16 protein-coding genes are annotated in these 17,469 nt (G+C 65.5%); 4 read left to right on the top strand and 12 right to left on the bottom strand.

Features of this window, described 5'->3' with window-relative positions; genetic code table 11:
* Positions 1-309: 309 nt before the first annotated feature.
* The 8 genes from GEMMAAP_RS13655 to GEMMAAP_RS13620 form a co-directional block, all read right to left on the bottom strand.
* A complete protein-coding gene (locus GEMMAAP_RS13655; RefSeq protein WP_026848747.1) occupies positions 310-1,623 on the bottom strand; it encodes a glycogen-binding domain-containing protein in 1,314 nt (437 codons plus the stop codon).
* 134 nt (positions 1,624-1,757) lie between these two features.
* Complete coding sequence (locus tag GEMMAAP_RS13650) at positions 1,758-2,471, bottom strand: hypothetical protein (RefSeq protein ID WP_026848748.1); 714 nt, start codon at positions 2,469-2,471, stop codon at positions 1,758-1,760.
* On the bottom strand, positions 2,468-3,091 hold the full coding sequence (locus tag GEMMAAP_RS20065; protein ID WP_043579487.1) for an isoamylase early set domain-containing protein: 624 nt from the start codon (positions 3,089-3,091) through the stop codon (positions 2,468-2,470). The genes GEMMAAP_RS13650 and GEMMAAP_RS20065 overlap by 4 nt, the downstream gene beginning before the upstream one ends.
* 54 nt (positions 3,092-3,145) lie before the next feature.
* A complete protein-coding gene (locus GEMMAAP_RS13640) occupies positions 3,146-3,691 on the bottom strand; it encodes an RNA polymerase sigma factor (protein ID WP_053333751.1) in 546 nt (181 codons plus the stop codon).
* Positions 3,692-3,757: 66 nt separating this feature from the next.
* Positions 3,758-4,327, bottom strand: a complete 570-nt coding sequence (locus tag GEMMAAP_RS13635) for a DUF2628 domain-containing protein (RefSeq protein ID WP_145979141.1) — start codon at positions 4,325-4,327, stop codon at positions 3,758-3,760.
* A 29-nt stretch (positions 4,328-4,356) separates the two neighbouring features.
* Complete coding sequence (locus tag GEMMAAP_RS13630) at positions 4,357-5,505, bottom strand: agmatine deiminase family protein (protein WP_238588137.1); 1,149 nt, start codon at positions 5,503-5,505, stop codon at positions 4,357-4,359.
* Positions 5,505-6,425, bottom strand: a complete 921-nt coding sequence (locus tag GEMMAAP_RS13625) for a carbon-nitrogen hydrolase (protein WP_026848751.1) — start codon at positions 6,423-6,425, stop codon at positions 5,505-5,507. Before GEMMAAP_RS13625 ends, GEMMAAP_RS13630 begins: the two co-directional genes overlap by 1 nt.
* Positions 6,426-6,548: 123 nt before the next feature.
* Entirely contained in the window at positions 6,549-7,328 is a 780-nt protein-coding gene (locus GEMMAAP_RS13620; RefSeq protein ID WP_053333752.1) for a TetR/AcrR family transcriptional regulator, read from the bottom strand.
* A gap of 188 nt (positions 7,329-7,516) precedes the next feature.
* On the opposite strand from GEMMAAP_RS13620, the gene GEMMAAP_RS13615 reads away from it, so the two are divergent.
* The gene (locus tag GEMMAAP_RS13615) at positions 7,517-7,813 is read left to right on the top strand and encodes a hypothetical protein (protein WP_026848752.1); all 297 of its coding nucleotides are present in this window, start codon (positions 7,517-7,519) and stop codon (positions 7,811-7,813) included.
* A 4-nt stretch (positions 7,814-7,817) separates the two neighbouring features.
* On the opposite strand, the gene GEMMAAP_RS13610 is transcribed toward GEMMAAP_RS13615, so the two are convergent.
* Positions 7,818-9,326, bottom strand: coding sequence for a DUF4147 domain-containing protein (locus GEMMAAP_RS13610; RefSeq protein WP_075071524.1), 1,509 nt, complete (start codon positions 9,324-9,326; stop codon positions 7,818-7,820).
* A 45-nt stretch (positions 9,327-9,371) separates the two neighbouring features.
* The gene (locus GEMMAAP_RS13605; RefSeq protein WP_053333753.1) at positions 9,372-9,938 is read right to left on the bottom strand and encodes a peroxiredoxin family protein; all 567 of its coding nucleotides are present in this window, start codon (positions 9,936-9,938) and stop codon (positions 9,372-9,374) included.
* Positions 9,939-10,167: 229 nt separating this feature from the next.
* On the opposite strand from GEMMAAP_RS13605, the gene GEMMAAP_RS13600 reads away from it, so the two are divergent.
* Positions 10,168-10,737 (top strand): YMGG-like glycine zipper-containing protein, encoded by a 570-nt coding sequence (locus tag GEMMAAP_RS13600; RefSeq protein WP_026848754.1) that lies wholly within the window; start codon positions 10,168-10,170, stop codon positions 10,735-10,737.
* A gap of 183 nt (positions 10,738-10,920) precedes the next feature.
* Here the strand turns inward: GEMMAAP_RS13600 and GEMMAAP_RS13595 are convergent, their stop codons facing one another.
* Positions 10,921-11,796 (bottom strand): diacylglycerol/lipid kinase family protein, encoded by an 876-nt coding sequence (locus tag GEMMAAP_RS13595; protein ID WP_026848755.1) that lies wholly within the window; start codon positions 11,794-11,796, stop codon positions 10,921-10,923.
* A gap of 224 nt (positions 11,797-12,020) precedes the next feature.
* Between GEMMAAP_RS13595 and GEMMAAP_RS13590 the strand changes: the two genes are divergently transcribed.
* Together GEMMAAP_RS13590 and GEMMAAP_RS13585 are read left to right on the top strand one after the other, a co-directional pair.
* Positions 12,021-12,929 (top strand): hypothetical protein, encoded by a 909-nt coding sequence (locus tag GEMMAAP_RS13590; RefSeq protein WP_026848756.1) that lies wholly within the window; start codon positions 12,021-12,023, stop codon positions 12,927-12,929.
* 241 nt (positions 12,930-13,170) lie between these two features.
* Entirely contained in the window at positions 13,171-13,740 is a 570-nt protein-coding gene (locus GEMMAAP_RS13585; RefSeq protein ID WP_053333754.1) for a peroxiredoxin, read from the top strand.
* 961 nt (positions 13,741-14,701) lie between these two features.
* Here the strand turns inward: GEMMAAP_RS13585 and acnA are convergent.
* Positions 14,702-17,443 (bottom strand): aconitate hydratase AcnA, encoded by a 2,742-nt coding sequence (acnA, locus tag GEMMAAP_RS13575; RefSeq protein ID WP_026848758.1) that lies wholly within the window; start codon positions 17,441-17,443, stop codon positions 14,702-14,704.
* Positions 17,444-17,469 lie beyond the last annotated feature (26 nt).

The raw sequence follows: 17,469 nt of genomic DNA, 5'->3' as shown, positions 1-17,469 counted from the left end.
GTGCGAGCGTTGCGAGTCGAGCTGTGCGATGGATATCGAGGGTGAGAGTGTCGAGATAACCACGACGATGCGAGGTCCGAGCACTTCGTCCGCGCGGGGAGTGCCGGACACGGACGCCGCTGGAACAGCGGTCGTCCCCGCCGTTATTCCACGCCAGTGCGGGGCACATCCGCGCGGAGGCAACTACTCGCACCTCTGATTGTCGTGGTTATCTCGACACTCTCACCTTCGATATCCATCGCACTTCTCAACTCTCAATACTCGCACCTCTGATTCACGCCTCGGTGGTCAGAAGTCTGCCATCTGACACTATCGGCGCACGATGATCATGCCGACTGGGCTCCCATATTCATCGTTGCCGATGGGGAGCCCCGGGGGGGCAATCCATTGCCCGCCGTCGGCGCGCACGGTGACGCGGTGCATGCCTGGTGACAGCTTCAGTTCGGCGCGCCAGCGTCCGTTGGGCAACCGACGCATTTGCGTGATGCTCCACTGCGTTGCGTCGCCCATCAGTTCCACCGACTCCGCCTTGGGCGCATCGATGAGGAGCACCACTCGCAGCGTATCGCGTGACGCGTAGGCATCGCCGGACTCGTCATTGCCCTGCTCAATGGACACACGGTCCACTGCACCCAATGTGCGCGTCTCGAAGGCCAGAATTCCGGCGGGGGTGCCATCGTTGTCGCGCCAGGGCAATCGCGAAATACGAACACCCAGCGCCACCACCGGAGAAAAGGCCGACCGCGCACGATCGCGCAGCTGATCGCTCAACATCGATCCACCACCGACGGTGGCCGCATTCGTGGCGGCCGCACCAACCAGCGACAGCCAGCCCGTGACGGGTTGGACCACGGCGAGTGTCGCGACTGTGGGAATCGTTTGCGGCCGCGGCGCCAACGCATCGCTGTTGATCCAGGAGGCGACCGGCGCGGTAACAGACAGCAGCCACTGCGTCTGGCCGGTGTTGAAGCCCGCCGACGCAATGCCGGTGGCCAGATCGCGTCGTTGCATCGTACGCAGCGTGCTGCTGCTGCCAGAGAGTTGTCCCGCGCTATTGGGGACATTGACCGCCACACGCGGCACATCCACCGTGAGTGTCTGCGTCGTAACGCGGGTCGCCCGCTCAAACGACATGCCAAACGCGAACTCTACACCGGCGTACGTCGTGACCATGCCCGCCTCGGCGCGACCCAACTGGCCCACATCCACCCGGCGCGTGATGGTCGTGTCGCCGACAGATGGTTCAGCGGGCATGCTGGGGGCAATGAAGCCGGTGAGCATGGGATTGCCGAACCCGGATCCCGCGATCTGTCCGTTGATGGATGACCGGCCATAGCTCACGGCACTCCAGACGCGCTGCTCCCCAAAACGCGCCCGTGCGCGCATAGTGAGCAACCCTTGCGCCTGCCCACCGCCGGCGACGCCTTCCTTGAACTGCACATTGCCGCTGCCCAACGCGGCAAAGCGAAAACGTCCCAGGCTTCCCACTGGCTGCGTGGCGCCGAGCCACACGTCGTTCGAGCGCGCCAAGGTGTTGCCACTGCCATTGGGGAGTGAGGCAATGCCCAGCACCGAGAAGGTGGCGGCATCCGTCACGGGCCCGATGGTGGCAGCGGGGGCCATGGGGGCATCCCCACGGACTTGCGCGTTGAGCCGATTGGCCGTGCTGCCAACCGCGAGCAGCGCGCAAGGCAGGGCCCATCCGCTACTCCCGATGGAGCAGCGGCGCGACGCGCGGAAAGGTCGGCGGGCGGGCGTCACGTGTCTGGTGGGCGGACCGGTTTACGGTCGGTGGTGGCCGGAGAGGATGGAGCCAAACTCCCTGCGCCCTTAACGTAGCGATTCAGGGCATCCACGGCCATCCCGGGGCCACGTTGTGCGTTCTTGGCGACCAGTGCTTGCAGCCCGAGCAGTATGTCATCCGACCGTGGCGTCCTCGCGAGCTGATTTACCGCGTCCCGCGCGTTGGACACCGGGACGCCGCGTCGCACGATATCGGTGAGGACGACGAGGGGTACGACGGCTTGCCCCACTGGTCGTGAGGCACGCACCGTTTCCAAGGCCCGGTCGTCGAGTCCCGCTCGCAGGGCAATCGCGCCGGCTTCGAGTTCGTCCTCGGTGCTCTGCGCGCCGAGGGTCCGTTTGGCCCGCTGGAGGGCAATGGCGTGCTCCCGTACCACTTTCAGGATGCGATCGCTGGCCGTACGCCGCGCGGCGCCTTCCAGGGCCCGGTTGATGAGTGGCCGGACCGGCAACCCCATCTCTGCGGCGTCATCGAACAAGAGGCGCAGTGCATTGGCGGTCAGCGAGTCAAAGCGACCGGCGTCAAAGGGCACCTGATCGCGCGTCGTGACAGCTGTTGGTGCCGGCTGCGGTTTGCGGGCGTTGGCGACCACAATGGTGTCCGCCGCCACCGGGACCGAGGCGGTGGACAGCTGGGCCACCATAACCCACAGGGCGACCATACTCATGGCAGCGCTTCGAAATCGACCACGACCGTGTTGGTCGGGCCGTAGCCGGCATCCGGAGCCTGCGGGGCGAGTGCATCCACCACCCAGCGGGTCCCGTCTACCACAAAGGCGTAGTCATGGCGCCCGGGTGCCAGCGGAATGCGCGCTGACCAGGAGCCGTTGCCGTGCTGTTGGACCATAGGGGTGGCACGCTCGTCCCACCCGTTGAAATCACCCACCAGGGACACCTTCCGGGCGCCATTGGGGAGCGCGAACTCGAAGCGCACCGTCCCGCCAACTTCTTCGCTCGTGCTACCTGACGGGAGCAGGGCGTTGCGCCCCGCGGCAAACGCGCTGTCCGCTTCGCGGCGGCTCAGATCGGGACGCCACGGACGGGCCACGACGGCCACCAGCAGCGCGGCGGCCGCAGCGCCCCACCACCAGCGGGGGCGCAGCCCGCCCACGCGGCGCGACGGGGCGTGCATGGTGGTGGCGAGCACGGCCCGTGCAACACGCTCTCCCTGTTCCGCCGGCGCTGCCGGCAGCGAACGGTAGGACGCGCGAAGACGCTCGCCGATTTCGTCGGCGAACGGATCGTGCCCCTCATCGCCGGAAGGGAACGGCAGGGGGGCGTCAGTCATGACGCACCATCCCTTGGTTCCACCCGGTCTCCGTGATGGCCCCCATAAAGCCAATCATGCGTCCCGGTCCGGTGCCTTGGCCAGGAGCGCCCGCAACCGCTCGCTGCCGCGTTTGACACGCATTTTGAGCGCTGACTCGCCCACCCCGGTCATGGCCGTCATTTCGGTGTACTCGAGCCCCTCGGCGTATTTGAGCAGCAGCGCTTCCCGCTGCAGCGGATCGAGCTGCGACAGTGCGCGGACGAGTGCGACATCCTCCACGCCCGGCGCCACCCCCGCTGGGGGCGACGAGGCGGTTTCGATGGCGAGATCGTCCTGCACGAATCGTTTGCTGCGACGACCGCGCGACGTGAGAAAGTTGCGGCACTGGTTGGTCAGGATGCGAAAGAGCCAGCCGCGGAACTGATCACGTTCGTCGTACCGGCCAATGGCGAGATAGGCACGCAAGAAGGTGTCCTGCACCACGTCTTCCGCATCGGCCCGCTCCCCCAGCATATGGTACGCGAACCGCCAGGCCGCGTCGTAATAACGCGACACCAGGGCTCCGAACGCGTCCGGCTCTCCGGCGCGGGTCCGGACGACCAACTCGGCGTCAGTCATCGTGGAACAACAGCAGATCCCCGCCGCCCGTCACCGGCAAGTGAACCCCCGCGCCGGCCGGCAGGGTCATCCCATGAGCTGCATGAGCGTGATGGCGAGCATCAGCCCCACGAACAGGCTGGTCGCCGACTTGTTCACGCCACCCATGCGCCGCATGAGCGCCAGGTTCTCGGTTTCCGGTAACTCCTGCATGGCGACGAACCGACTCGCCGCCCGCGCGCGTCGGAACAGAAACCAGTTGGCGGTCCCACCGGCCGCCAGGCTCGACGACACGAACACCGCCACACTCATGATCTGCAGCCACTCGTTCTCGGGCTTGGAGAGCTCCATGACGGTCTGCGGCGTATCCGAGCCGGTAAGCCAGCGGAAGACGAACCCCGGCACCAGAAAGAACACGGTGAAGGGCAGGTACAGTTTGCGGTACAAAAACCAGGCGGGCGGAAACGCGATCGCGGCGGGCCAGTTCCACGTGGGAACGAAGCTCGGATCCTCGAGAAACGGTGCCAGCTTCCGACGATAGGTTTTGTCCCACTTGGGTCCGAAGTAAGCCGCCATGCGTTCTTCGTTCAGCTCCCCGCCCGCCGGCGCCTTGCGCGCCCACCGGGGAAGCTCCGGCTCACGGGACGTCGGCTCCACCGGATCTACCTCGTGGGACTCTTCGGGTGTCACAGTGCCCCCAGCGGCGCCGGCTGTTGCTGGGACAGGCAGTGCAGCGTGCCCAGCCCCCACACCAGATCCACTGCGTGAATGCCAATGACGTGGTGTTCCGGCAGCAGCTCGGCCAGCGTATTGAGCGCCACGCGATCGTTCCGATCGTTGAAGGTAGGTACCAGGCACACGCCGTTGCCGATATAAAAATTCGCGTAGCTGGCCGGCAGACGCATGCCATCCATGATCACGGCGCGCGGATACGGCAGTGTCACGACTTCGATGCGCTCGCCGCGCGCATCGGTGGCGCGCTGCAATCGACGGAGATTATCCAGCGAACGCCGATGATTCTCATCGCGCTCGTCTTCCTCATGCGCGAGGAGCACCATGCCCGGCGCGATGAAACGCGCGATATCGTCGATGTGGCCGTGCGTGTCATCACCGACACACCCTTCGCCGAGCCAGATGGTTTTGCCGATACCCAGATACTCGGCAAACGCACGCTCGTAGTCCTCGCGCGTATAGCCGGGGTTGCGTACCTGCACATCACTCAGCAACCACTCCTCCGTCACGAGCAGCGTCCCCCGTCCGTCGGTCTCGATCCCACCCCCTTCGAGGATGAGCGGTTGGCCGTTGTCATGACGGACGGCGTTGATGATCGGGAGTCCGGAAATGTCGGCCATGCGCGCGGGGACTTCGTTGTCGAGCGCGAAGTTGTCGTACTTCGCCCACGCATTGAATCCCCACCGCACCAGCGCCACGCTGCCGTCAGCCCGGTGCACGCCCGTCGCGCCCGAATCGCGCAGCCATACCCGGTCGGTGGGCTGCAGATGCAAGCGATACTGCGCGTCCTCAACGCCGTGCAACGCCAGGCAGTCGCGCGCTTCCTCGGCCACCTGTTCGTTGTGGCAGAGAATCTCCACGCGCTCAAACATCCCCAGTCCACGCACGATCTCTGCGTACACCCAGGGAATGGGGCCGAACTTTCCGGGCCAATCGGGTTCGTGATGTGGCCAGCCAATCCATGTGGCGTCGTGGCGCTCCCACTCGGCAGGCATGCGCAACGACGGTTGGTTCGTGTCATCGGGCGTGCGCATACCGGCGGTCATGGCCGCATTCGCGGCCGTGATGGCCGCGTTGGCCGCAATGATGGCAGCGATGCTCACTATTTCCCCAACCAGCGATTCAGGATGGGGCCGTAGGCATCAATGCGACGATCGCGCAGGAACGGCCAGTTGCGGCGTGTCTCCTCGATGAGGTCGAGGTCACACGCGGCGGTAAGAATGGCGGGCTCGGTGCCGGCTTGCGCGAGGTACCGACCGAACGGATCGCTGATGAACGAATGGCCAAAAAACTCGAGGCCGTCGGTGTTGGGTTCCGGCTCAAAGCCCACGCGATTGGGCGACGCGACGAACACGCCGTTGGCGATGGCGTGCGCGCGCTGCGCCGTGCGCCACGCATCCACCTGCGCGTCGCCGAATGTCGCCTTCTCCGCCGGGTGCCAGCCAATGGCCGTGGGGTAGAACAGAATTTGCGCCCCTAGCAGCGCGGTGATACGCGCGCCTTCGGGGTACCACTGATCCCAGCAGATCAGCACGCCGATGTCGGCATAGCGGGTCCGCCAGACCCGGAACCCGTTGTAGCCCGGATGCCGCTCGTGCCGCTGGTCGCCGGTCACATCGCCCGGCGCGAAGTAGTACTTCTCTTCGAAGAGCGGGTCGTGCGGGATGTGCATCTTGCGGTACGTGCCAAGCACCTCGCCGTCGGCATCGATGACGGTCGCCGAATTGCGATACAGTCCCGGCGCTTCGCGCTCGTAGTAGGGCACCACGATGACCACCGCCAGTTCCTTGGCGAGCGCCTGGAACGTGTGCACGATGGGACCGTCGGCCGGCTGCGCGATGTCGAAGCGCTCCGGGCGGATGGTCTTGCAGAAGTAGGGAGCGTTGAAGAGCTCCTGCAGGCAGATGATCTGCGCACCACGTGCGGCCGCGTCGCGCACCCGTGCGACGGCCTTCGTGACGTTGCTGTCGAGGTCATCGGACGCGGTGTCCTGCACCAGGCCGATCGTGACGATATTGGGCATTCTTGAATATAAGGAAAATGCAGCGCCCACTGGGCTGGCTGAGTGAACTCACAACCCAAAACTCCCACGCGCAACCCGAAACGGATCCGTTCCGGGTCGTGGATGCGGGTTTCGGGTTCCGGGTTATGGCAACGGCCCGTTCGGGGCCTTTTTCCCGCGGGCCTTCGGCGGCGGCGCCGGCTCCAACATTGGCTCCAGATACGCGAGCAACAGGCGCCGCAGGTCATCGAGCAGCGGTTTCTTGTCTGCTGCCTGCGCACGAGCCCGGCGCGCCAGCAGCGACTGCCCCACACTGGCGGCCACCAGCGCGGCGCGGCGGCGATCGCGGGTGGGCAGTTTGGGATTGCGGCTGGCAAAGAGCACATCCAGGCGGTCCACGAACGAATCGAACAGCTGCGCGCGCAGGCGGGCAGGCGCTGACCGGGTGTCGTCTACAGGGCCATCATGGCTGGCAAACACGCGGCGGAAGGCCGGGTTCCGATCATGGAACTCCGCCAGGGGTTTGACGATGCGATCAATCAGACGGTCGAGCGGCAATCCGTGGGAATCCATGGGAAAGGCCCGCTCGTGAATGGTCCGCATCTCGTCGGCATAGCGGAGCGCCAGCGCCGCCAGCACCGCATCACGATTGGGAAAGAACTGGTACAGTGAGCCTTTGGCCGTCCGGGCCTCCAGGGCAATGGCTTCTGCCGTGGCCGCCTCAATCCCCTGGGTGGCAATCACCGTGGCGGCGGCATCCAGCAGGAGTTCAACACGGGCCTGCCCTCGGGACTGCCGGGGACGACGGCGGTAGGCGTCGGTCGCCTGAGGGAGATCGCTGACGACGTCGGGGGCTGGCGGCGGTGGAACCGCCACGGCGGACTCATCCGATGGCGAACGGGGAGCAGAACGTTTGGCAGGCATTCACAGACGTTACGGTGATCCCCGCCCATTGACAACATGACGCTACCGTCAAGATTTAACGCTGTTAACTGAGCGGAAGTATGACGCGACCGTCGCATTTTGTCGGAACGCACCAAGCTGCCGCTCGCCAAAACCGCCACGTAGGCCTTTCCCCTGGTGCCATGCCGTCGATTCCTCGTTCCGTTCGTATGACCGTGACTGCCGCCGTGGCGCTGGTGGCCACCGCCTGCGCGTCTGCACCTGCCGCCACGTCAGGTGGCGTACAGAACGCCGTGCCCAGCGCGTCGCAGACCGCCATCGCCAACGCCATCGCCGTGGCGAATGCGCCTTTTGTGGGCTCGGTGAAGAACAAGAAATACTTCCCGGCCAACTGCCACACCGTGAAGCTCATCAAGAGCGCGGATCAGGTCGGCTTTGCGTCCATGGCGGATGCGGAACAGGCCGGGTTCTCCAAGGACATCTACTCGACGGACTGCAAGTACTGAGCAGTCAGCTGATCAGCATGGCCACCACGTCCATGACGTTGGTGCCGGTGGGGCCGGTGCGCAGCAGCGCATCGGCCGCGTCGAGTGAATACCAGGAGCGACCGGTGGTCAGGTCTTCCTCGGGCGTCCGGGACCCACGGCGGGCCAACGCCGGTACCGCGGCATCCACAATGGCCCCGGCGGCGTCTGTGGGGCCGTCGCGCCCGTCGGTCCCCGCTGCCAGCACGGAAACACGCCACGCATTCCTTTCGCCGCGCGCGGTGGCCTGTTCGAGCGCCAATGCGGCGGAGAGCGCCAAAACCTGCATGCGTCCTCCGCGCAGCGGTTCGTCGGCTGCCGACCGTGGTTGAATGAGGAGCGGGGTGGCGCTGGCAAATTCGTCGAGGCGCGCGTCATCGTCGTCACCAGCCTGCATCGCGCGCTCGATCGTGTCCCGCAGGTGCACCACGGGTTCGCCGCCACACACGACCAGCGCCGATTCACCGGCCGGCACGGCCCGCGCCAGCGTCAGCATTCGACGGGCAAACCAATCGCCAAGTGCGGCCGCGTCGCCTTCCATAGGCACGTCATCCACCTGCACGGTTTCAATACCGGCAGCGCGCGCGGCCTCGGCCAATGCCGCCACGGCGTCGGCGTTGCGTGCTACCAGCGTGTACTGCACCCGCGCGAACGCGGGGTGGTTCACTGTCGCCACGGCCGGCGGCACCCCGTCGCCGGTGAGCCCCAACAGCTGACTCATGCCGCGCTGCAGCCGCGCGCGCATGTCATGCGCATCCAACAACGCGAGAAAGTCGGCGTCGTCGAGCGGGTCGGGGGTGCACGGGCCTGAGCCAATGACGGCGGGATCGTCACCAATGACATCGCTGATGGCGAAGGTGGCAATCACCTGCGCGTCACGCGCGGCGAGTGCCGTGGCCAGCCGTCCGGCCCCGAAGCGCAGGACTCGCCGACGAATGGCGTTCATTTCGTGAATGGCGAGCCCCGACTCAAGGAGCGTCTGCGCCAGGTTGGCGATGTAGGCCTGTGCGGCCTCGGCGTTCCCCACGGTTTGCGACAGCGCCGGGATGGGGGCCGCACACAACGCCGTGGTGCCACCGGAGAGGAGCACGATCGCCACGGCGTTCGGCTCCATGTCGAACAGCAGGTCTTCAATGGCTTCGGCGGCGGCCAGCGAATTGGGGCCGGGCACCGGATGATCCCCTTGCCGGACGCGCAGCACTTCCGGTACGGGCAGGTCGTGCCAGTCGCGTGCCGTGGGCACATGCGCGGAGACCACGATCCCATCGGTGACGGCGACTCGTAGCTCCGTCAGCGCGGCAAAGGCACCGGCCGCCATGGCGGGAGCGGCCTTGCCCAGCGCAAACAGATACACCGGCGCGTCGTGGGCCGGTGGAAGGGACTGCGCCGCCCACCAGCGGTGCAGGGCATCGCGGGTGCGCGCAAACGGCGCCGCGCCCTGCACGGCCGCCTCGTGAAAGGCGGTGAGCAGGGCGCGGGGATTGGAACGTGGCATCAGCGAGACTTCACACAACTCGCCGTGTGTGGCAAGGCCAAACGGTTACTTCGTGCCGACCGACTTGGAGATCGCCGAGCCGAGGTCCGTGTAGGCATCGGCCGACATCTGGTTGAACGGCGTGGCAATGTAGGCAATGCGCCCCTGCGGGTCGATCACGTACAGGTGCCGCTTGTGGTAGCCCGTGCCCGTGCTGGCACCGTAGGCCACTCCGACCTTGCGCTCGGTGTCGGCGGCAAAGTGGAACTGGAACTTCGCATCCACGGCCCACGAGGTCAGGGCGCTGTCCGGGTCAGGGCTCACGCCAACCAGCGTGACTTTCTTTCCGCCCTTAAAGATGTCGGCGTACTTGTCGCGGTACGACTCCATCTGCACGGTGCACCCGCTGGTGCGGGCCTTGGGGAAGAACGCCAGCACGACGGTTTCGCCCTTGTGCTCGGACAGCGTGAAGGGCTTGGCGTCCACGCCCTTGGCCGTAACGCTGGTCACGGTGAAGTCAGGGGCCATGTCGCCCACCTTGAGCGTGGTCTGGGCGGCGGCCGCCGAGGGCGCGAGCGCCACGGCCGTTGCAAGCAGGGCCACGGTCGATGCGACACGCGAACGGAAAGACATCGAATACTCCTGAGGTTGGGTCGAACGGAAGGATCTGCAGGAACGCTATCCCGAAGTGAACAGGGTGTCCACCAAGGGGACGGTCCATTGACCACACTGGAGGACAACGAACGGCCCGGAAGGGTGGTTTCCGGGGTGAATGGGAGTTGAATACTCTGGCACGCCCCCTGCCTCGGTCTGTGGGTGTCGGCGGCGCATAGTGCCCGCCCGCTTTACCGAGGAGGACGTCATGTCGGCCATCTATACCCGTCTCCGCACCGCTGCGATCCCGCTGCTGGCACCCGTCGCGTTTGGCGTGCTCACGGCGTGCAGTGGCGAGGATCGAACGCTCGACGATCAGTTGCGCGCCGATCTCATGGCGGCCTCTCAGGCACCTGCCAATCGTCAGCAGTTCATGGGACCGGCGGAAATGGGTTATCCCCAGGGGTATGCGCCGGGGTACCAACAGGGCTACGCGCCGTACCCGGGGCAGGCTCCGCAGGGCTATCCGCAACCGTATCCGCCCCAGGCCTATCCGGCGCCGTATCCGCAGCCGGCGCCCACGCGGGTGGTGTACGTGCCGCAGCAGTCCACCGTGCGTCGCACCAGCACCGCCGGGAGCGGCGGGGGGTCGGGAAGTGGCGGCAGTGGCGTGTATCAGGAGCGTCGCAACACGCAGAAGGGGGCCATCATTGGCGCGGCCAGCGGCGCGGCGATTGGGGTGATCTCATCACGTGACAAAGCCAAGGGCGCGGCGATTGGCGCACTGGGCGGGGCTGTATTGGGTGGACTCATTGGGCATCAGGTCAAAAATCCGTAACAGCGCACGAGCATTGCAACCCTCCAAGAGGTTGTGGTGTCAGAAGAGTTGCAGGGGGAGTACGCAGGATGTTCGGAGGCTTCGTGGAGGGGGCGCCGAACGAGAGAGACCCGGAACGACCAAACGCGTGGGGGCGTGGTCGATCTCCGGGTCTTTTCTTTTGTGGCGCGATGTGTGCGGCGATCAGACAATCACGCGCAGCGCGGCGGGACGGACGGCAATCTGAATGGTGGTATTGCTGGCGCGATACAATTCGCCGTCGGCCTCAAAGGGCAAGGGCGTGGGGCTCGTAATGGTGGTCGCCACCGTTTGTGAATGGTGTACGGCAGGGTGCTGCAGGTGCGTGCCGCGCGTGGCGCGCCAGAACACGGCGGGGCGGGCGAGCGGCGCCAGCGACGCAATGTTGACGACGTCGAGTCGTCCGTCGGTGAGCGACGCGGTGGGGGCAATCTGAAAGGTGCCGCCGAACACGCGTCCATTGGCAAAGACGGTCATCAGTCGGTGGTCGCTGGCGGGCGGAGATGTGTCGGGGTGCTGTACAGTGAAGCCGGTATAGCCAAAGAGTGCCCGTACGGCCGTTACCACGTAGGCGGCGGTGCCCGTGAACCACAGCGGGTGCTGCATGCGCTCCAGCACCTCCACGTCAAAGCCCAGCCCTGCGGCGTTGAGAAACGGGACCGAGTCGATCACGCCAACATCTACCGCCTGCGTTTGCCCACGCGCCACCGCGGCCGCCATGGCCACGGCATCATGCGCCGGGGTTTGCAACGATTTGACAAAGTCATTCCCGGTCCCGGCAGCAAAGATCGCCAGGGGAATGGGAGCTCCCACATCCAACAGGCCGCGCGCCGCGTGATGCACTGATCCATCACCGCCAACAACGGCCAGCACGGTGGCTCCGGCCGCGCAGGCCTCGCGTGCACACCGACGCTCATCCCCGCGCGACTGTGTTTCGTAGCGCTGCAGGGCACCTGTCGTACGGAGGGCCGCTTCCACGGCCTCGGCGCGCCGTCGAGCGTCGCCGCGGCCAGCGACCGGGTTCACCAGCAAGGCAATCACGGGAGCGATCGGGTGAAGGGCGTGGAGGGACCGGCGTGATACGTCGTGATTGTTCGTGACAACCGATGCCACACGAGTAACGGCGACAATGGCCAGTCGTGCGCTACATCACTGACAGTCGAGACTGGTGTGTTGAACTTACAGGTGTTCCGGTCACCCCGTGCGCTGGTGGGCCCCGTGGTCCTGCCGGCCGGATTCCAAACACCCAACGGAGAATGTGCAATATGGTGCGTTTGCCCAATCAGGCGCTGTCGTTCTCACTGTGCGCTGGCGCCGCGCTGCTTGCCGCGTGCGGAGAGGGCACAGGCCCCAACAAGTCCGCGCAAGTCGGAGTCGGCTTCCAGCTCGCCACCACGTCGGCTTCGGCCAATGTGCAGTCGGCCGACGGTTCCGCCAACACGACCGGGTCGGCGCAGGTTGCCACCACGCCGGCGGGGTTCAGCATCACCAGCGGCGCTGACGTGATTCTGATCTCCAAGGCGCAGATCGTGGTCAAGGATGTGAAGCTCAAGTCGGCAGCGGCCACCTGCACCGATGATGACGATGATGATGACAACAGCTCATCGTCCATCGTGGTGGCAGCGTCGTCGTCGAACGGAAAGTCGGGAAGCAGCAAGCAATCGTCGAGCGACGACGATGATGACGATGACGATGACTGCCCCACCATCCGGGTCGGTCCGTATCTGGTGGATGTGCCGGTCACTGGCGCCGACGGCGGCCGGGTCGCCGTCATGGTGCCGGAAGGGACGTATTCGTCGGTGCGGCTGTCCATTCACAAGGTGTCCAGCAGTGATTCGGCCGATCTGGCGTTCCGTCAGGCCAACCCGGATTTCCGCGGCATCAGCATTCGTCTGCAAGGGACATACAACGGGCAGGCGTTCACGTTCACGCATGATGTGAATGCGAAGCTGGAGGTGCCGTTGACCGCGCCGATCACGATTGGCGAGGGGGGTGACGATGTGACGGTCACAATCGACATGAAGGACTGGTTCGTGCGCCCGAACGGTGGGTTGTACTCGCCGGCCGAGGGGAACACGCCGGGCTTCGTGCGCGCCAAGATTCAGAACAACATCCGCAACGCGTTCCGCGCGTTCCGTGACAAGGACCGTGACGGGGAAGACGACGATCGCTGATCGGCAGACATTTGGGCGTGTGACGTGAGACGCCCCGAACGTTGAAGGCCCCGGTCGCGAGTGCTCTTCGGGGGTGGCCGTGCGCTGTCGCGCCGGCGTCACCCCCTCAGGGACTCGCTCGCCGGGGCCTTCAACGTTCGGAGCTTCGCCGTTTCGTGCCTGCCGGGAACAGCGGGATCGGTTGGCTCGCTCATGGGGTACGAGCGCCAGCTCGCGATGCTCACTCTCGCCCGGACCATTCGTGTTGCTGCGCTCCTTCGCTCCGTTTGCCTTGACCCTGGCGCTGGCCACCGCGCCGTTTGCCGATTCGCCACTCGCTGCCCAGTCACTCAAGGTGGGCGATATGGCGCCGGACTTCAGTGTGACCACGGTGTCGGCCATTGGCGTGGACCGCACCCCCTTCACGCTCTCTGCACACAAGGGCGAAGTGGTGGTGCTGGCGTTCTTCCCGCAGGCCGGGACACCCGGGTGCACGACGCAAATGGAGAGCTATCGTGATCGCTACGCGGCGCTCTTCAATGGCGGCAACAAGGTGACGCTGGTGGGCGTCAGTACCGACGACAGCGGCGATCTGTATGGGTGGTCGCAGAAGAAGAAATTCCCCTTCCGGTTCGCCACCGACGGCAACAAGGCGGTGGGCAAAGCCTACGGCGCCAGCGGTCTGTTGTGGCACAAGCGCCATCTGTACGTGATCGATCCGGCGGGGCGCATTGCGTATATCGCGCGGCCGTTCAATCAGATGTCGGAAGCCGCCTACACCGACCTTGGTGCGGCCATTCAGGCGGCTGCGGGGGCGCGTCCGGCGCCCTGAGCGGGTCCCAATCGGGTTCCGAGCGCGTGAGGCCCCGGTCGCGAGTGCTCTTCGGGGGAGGCCGGGCGCATACGCGCCGGCGTCACCCCCTCAGGGACTCGCTCCCCGGGGCCTCTCGCGCTCGGGACACGAGCCGGCGTTAGCGTACCTCTGTAATCCCTTCTCGCTCCATAGTGTGGTAGCGACGATACCTGTTGCCCGGTCATGACTAAAGGGCGCGGTCAGTTGTATGGTCGTAACGACGAGCGGTCAATTTCGATTACCGGAAATTGCCCTACGCGCCGCATTGGATACCACACTTGTACCACCGTGGAAACGAGTGAGATCGGCAGCAGAAGCAGGAAGGCTTCAGTGCCCCACGTCAGCACGCCGATAAACAGGAGCGTAGTGACCCACCAGTTCAATCCGCTCGCGAAACGCAAGTCGGCTTCGACGTTCGCGACGTGTTCCGCGGGAATACGAAAATTGCGCCATGCCCCCCACCACGTTCGCGCCACAACCGATCCGTCGGGGTGTCGAAGCAGCGGTATGCCGTAATTCGGCCGGCTTATCAGTCGCTTAAGCACAGTGTGATTCGTCCTTATTCTCAAGAATGCAAATGTTCACAAACTACAATGCGCGTACGACCGAAAAAGTGCGAGCCTTTACGAACCAGCCCCGGCGGCGTCGTATGCTCGGCGAGTGGCCTCCGAGGGGGTGTCGTCGGCGCCCGCGTGAGCGTGCGCGTGCCAAGAGAACAGCCCCGAACGATTGAGGCCCCGGAGAGCGAGTCCCTGAGGGGGTGACGCCGGCGCGTATGCGCACGGCCACCCCCGAAGAGCACTCGCGACCGGGGCCTCAATCGTTCGGGGCGTCTCGCGCGAACCACCCGTCTCGCGCGAACCACCCGTCTCGCGCGAACCACCCGTCTCGCGCGAACCACCCGTCTCGCGCGAACCACCCGTCTCGCGCGAACCGACCGTTAGCGCGCCACCAGACTCCGCAACACGTACGGCAAAATGCCGCCGTGCTTGTAATACTGCATTTCTTCCGGCGTATCGATGCGGCACCGCACGCTGAACGACTTCACGCTGCCGTCCGGCGCCGTGGCCTGCACCGTGAGCGTCGCGCGCGGCGTGAGCGTGTCATCGAGCCCCACAATCTCGTACGTCTCGAAACCCGTCAGCCCCAGCGACTGCCGCGTTTCGCCGTTCACGAACTCGCACGGCAACACACCCATGCCCACCAGGTTGCTGCGATGAATGCGCTCGAAGCTCTCGGCGATCACCGCACGCACGCCCAGCAGCATCGTGCCCTTGGCCGCCCAGTCACGCGACGAGCCCGTGCCGTATTCCTTGCCCGCAATGACGATCTGCGCCACGCCCGCCGCCTGACGGGCCATGGCGACATCGTAGAGCGCTTCCGGCTCCGCACCCGGCGCCGTGGCCGTCCACCACCCTTCCTTGCCCCCCGTCAGTTCGTTCTTGAGACGGATGTTGGCGAAGGTGCCGCGCATCATGACCTCATGATTGCCGCGACGGGCGCCGTACGAGTTGAAGTCCTTCTTCTCCACGCCCAGCGCCGACAGGTACTTGCCGGCGGGGCTCGCGGCCGCAATGGAACCGGCCGGCGAAATGTGGTCGGTGGTGATCGAATCACCGAACATGCCCAGCACCTTGGCGCCCGTGATCGGGCGAATGCCCGGCGGCGTCATCGTCATGCCATCGAAGTACGGCGGGTTCTTCACGTACGTGCTGTTGCTGTCCCACGCGTACTGGCTACCCGTGGGCGCTTCAATGGCCTGCCAGTACTTGTCACCCTTGAACGCATCGGCGTACTGCGTGGTGAACTGCTCCCGCTTCACACTGCCGAGAATCGTGTCTTCCACTTCCTGCTGGGTCGGCCAGATATCGCGCAGGAACACCGGGCCGTTGGCACCAATGCCCAACGGTTCCGTGGCCATGTCGATATCCATGCGGCCGGCCAGGGCGTACGCCACCACCAGCGGCGGACTGGCCAGATAATTGAAGCGCGTCTGCGGATTCACACGCCCTTCAAAGTTGCGGTTGCCCGAGAGCACCGCCGCCACGTTGAGCTTGCCCGCATCAATCGCTTCGCTGATCTCGGTGGGCAACGGACCCGAGTTGCCAATGCACGTCGTGCAGCCGTAGCCCACCACGTTGAAGCCGAGCGCATTGAGCGAGTCCATCAGCCCGGCCTTGTGGAAGTACTCCGTGGCCACCTTGGAGCCCGGGGCCAGCGACGTCTTCACCCACGGCTTGCTGGTCAGCCCCAGCGCGACCGCCTTCTGTGCCAGCAGGCCGGCCGCCAGCATGACCGACGGATTGGAGGTGTTGGTGCAGCTCGTGATTGCCGCAATCACCACATGGCCATCGCTCAGCGTAAAGCTCTGTCCCTTGTAGGTCACCGACACACCGGCCGCGTCGGCCGGGCCACCTTCTGCCACCATGGTGGCTGCCGCAGCACCGTTGGCCGCCGTGCCGTTCTGCACCGCGCGCTGCGCGGCGAGTGCTTCACGGTACATCGCCTTGCTCTGCGAGAGCGGTACGCGATCCTGCGGGCGCTTGGGGCCGGCGAGGCTCGGCACCACCGTGCTCAGATCCAGTTCGAGCGTATCCGTGAACACCGGATCAGGGGTGGCATCGGTGCGGAACAGCCCCTGCGCCTTGGTATACGCTTCCACCAGCGCCACCTGCTCCTCGGTGCGGCCGGAGAGTCGCAGATACTTCAGCGTCTCGTCGTCCACCGGGAAGAAGCCCATCGTGGCGCCGTACTCCGGGGCCATGTTGGCAATGGTGGCGCGGTCGGCGAGCGCGAGGCTCGACAGCCCCGTGCCGTAGAACTCCACGAACTTGCCCACCACTTTCTTCTTGCGCAGCATTTCCGTGCAGGTCAGCACCAGATCCGTTGCCGTCGCGCCAGCTGGCAGCTTGCCGTGCAGCTTGAAGCCAATGACTTCGGGGATCAGCATGCTCACCGGCTGCCCCAACATGGCGGCTTCCGCTTCAATGCCGCCCACACCCCAGCCCAACACACCGAGGCCGTTGATCATGGTGGTGTGCGAGTCGGTGCCCACGAGGGAGTCGCAATACGCGAGCGTCTCGGTGCCGTCCGGCGCGGTGAACACCACCTGCGCGAGATACTCGAGATTCACCTGGTGGCAGATGCCCGTGCCCGGCGGAACCGCGCGGAAGTTGCGCAGCGCCGTCTGTCCCCACTTGAGGAACTGATAGCGTTCGCCGTTGCGCTCGAACTCGAGCTCCGTGTTGAGCAGCAGCGCCGCTTCGGTGCCGTATTCATCCACCTGCACCGAGTGGTCGATGACCAGATCCACGGGCTGCAGCGGATTGATGCGAGTGGGGTCGCCGCCCAGCGCCACCATGGCGTCGCGCATGGCCGCGAGATCCACGACACAGGGCACGCCGGTGAAGTCCTGCAGCAGCACCCGCGCGGTGCGGAAGGCAATCTCCTTGTCTACCGATGCCTTGACGTTCCAGCGCGCCAGCGCCTCAACGTCTGCCTGCTTCACGAAGGCGTTGTCTTCGCCTCGCAGCAGGTTTTCGAGGAGCACGCGCAACGAGAACGGGAGCGTGCTGGCCGTGCTCCCGGCGAGGCCATCAAGGGCATCGAGTCGGAAGTACGCATACTGACGGTCGCCCACTTTCAGGGTGGAGCGGCTGCCGAACGAATTGGGATGCGACATAAAGGGGAGTGTCCTGCGCGTACCGA

This window comes from Gemmatimonas phototrophica (assembly GCF_000695095.2).
Classification (GTDB): domain Bacteria; phylum Gemmatimonadota; class Gemmatimonadetes; order Gemmatimonadales; family Gemmatimonadaceae; genus Gemmatimonas; species Gemmatimonas phototrophica.
This window is presented reverse-complemented; position numbering and strand designations above follow the sequence as displayed.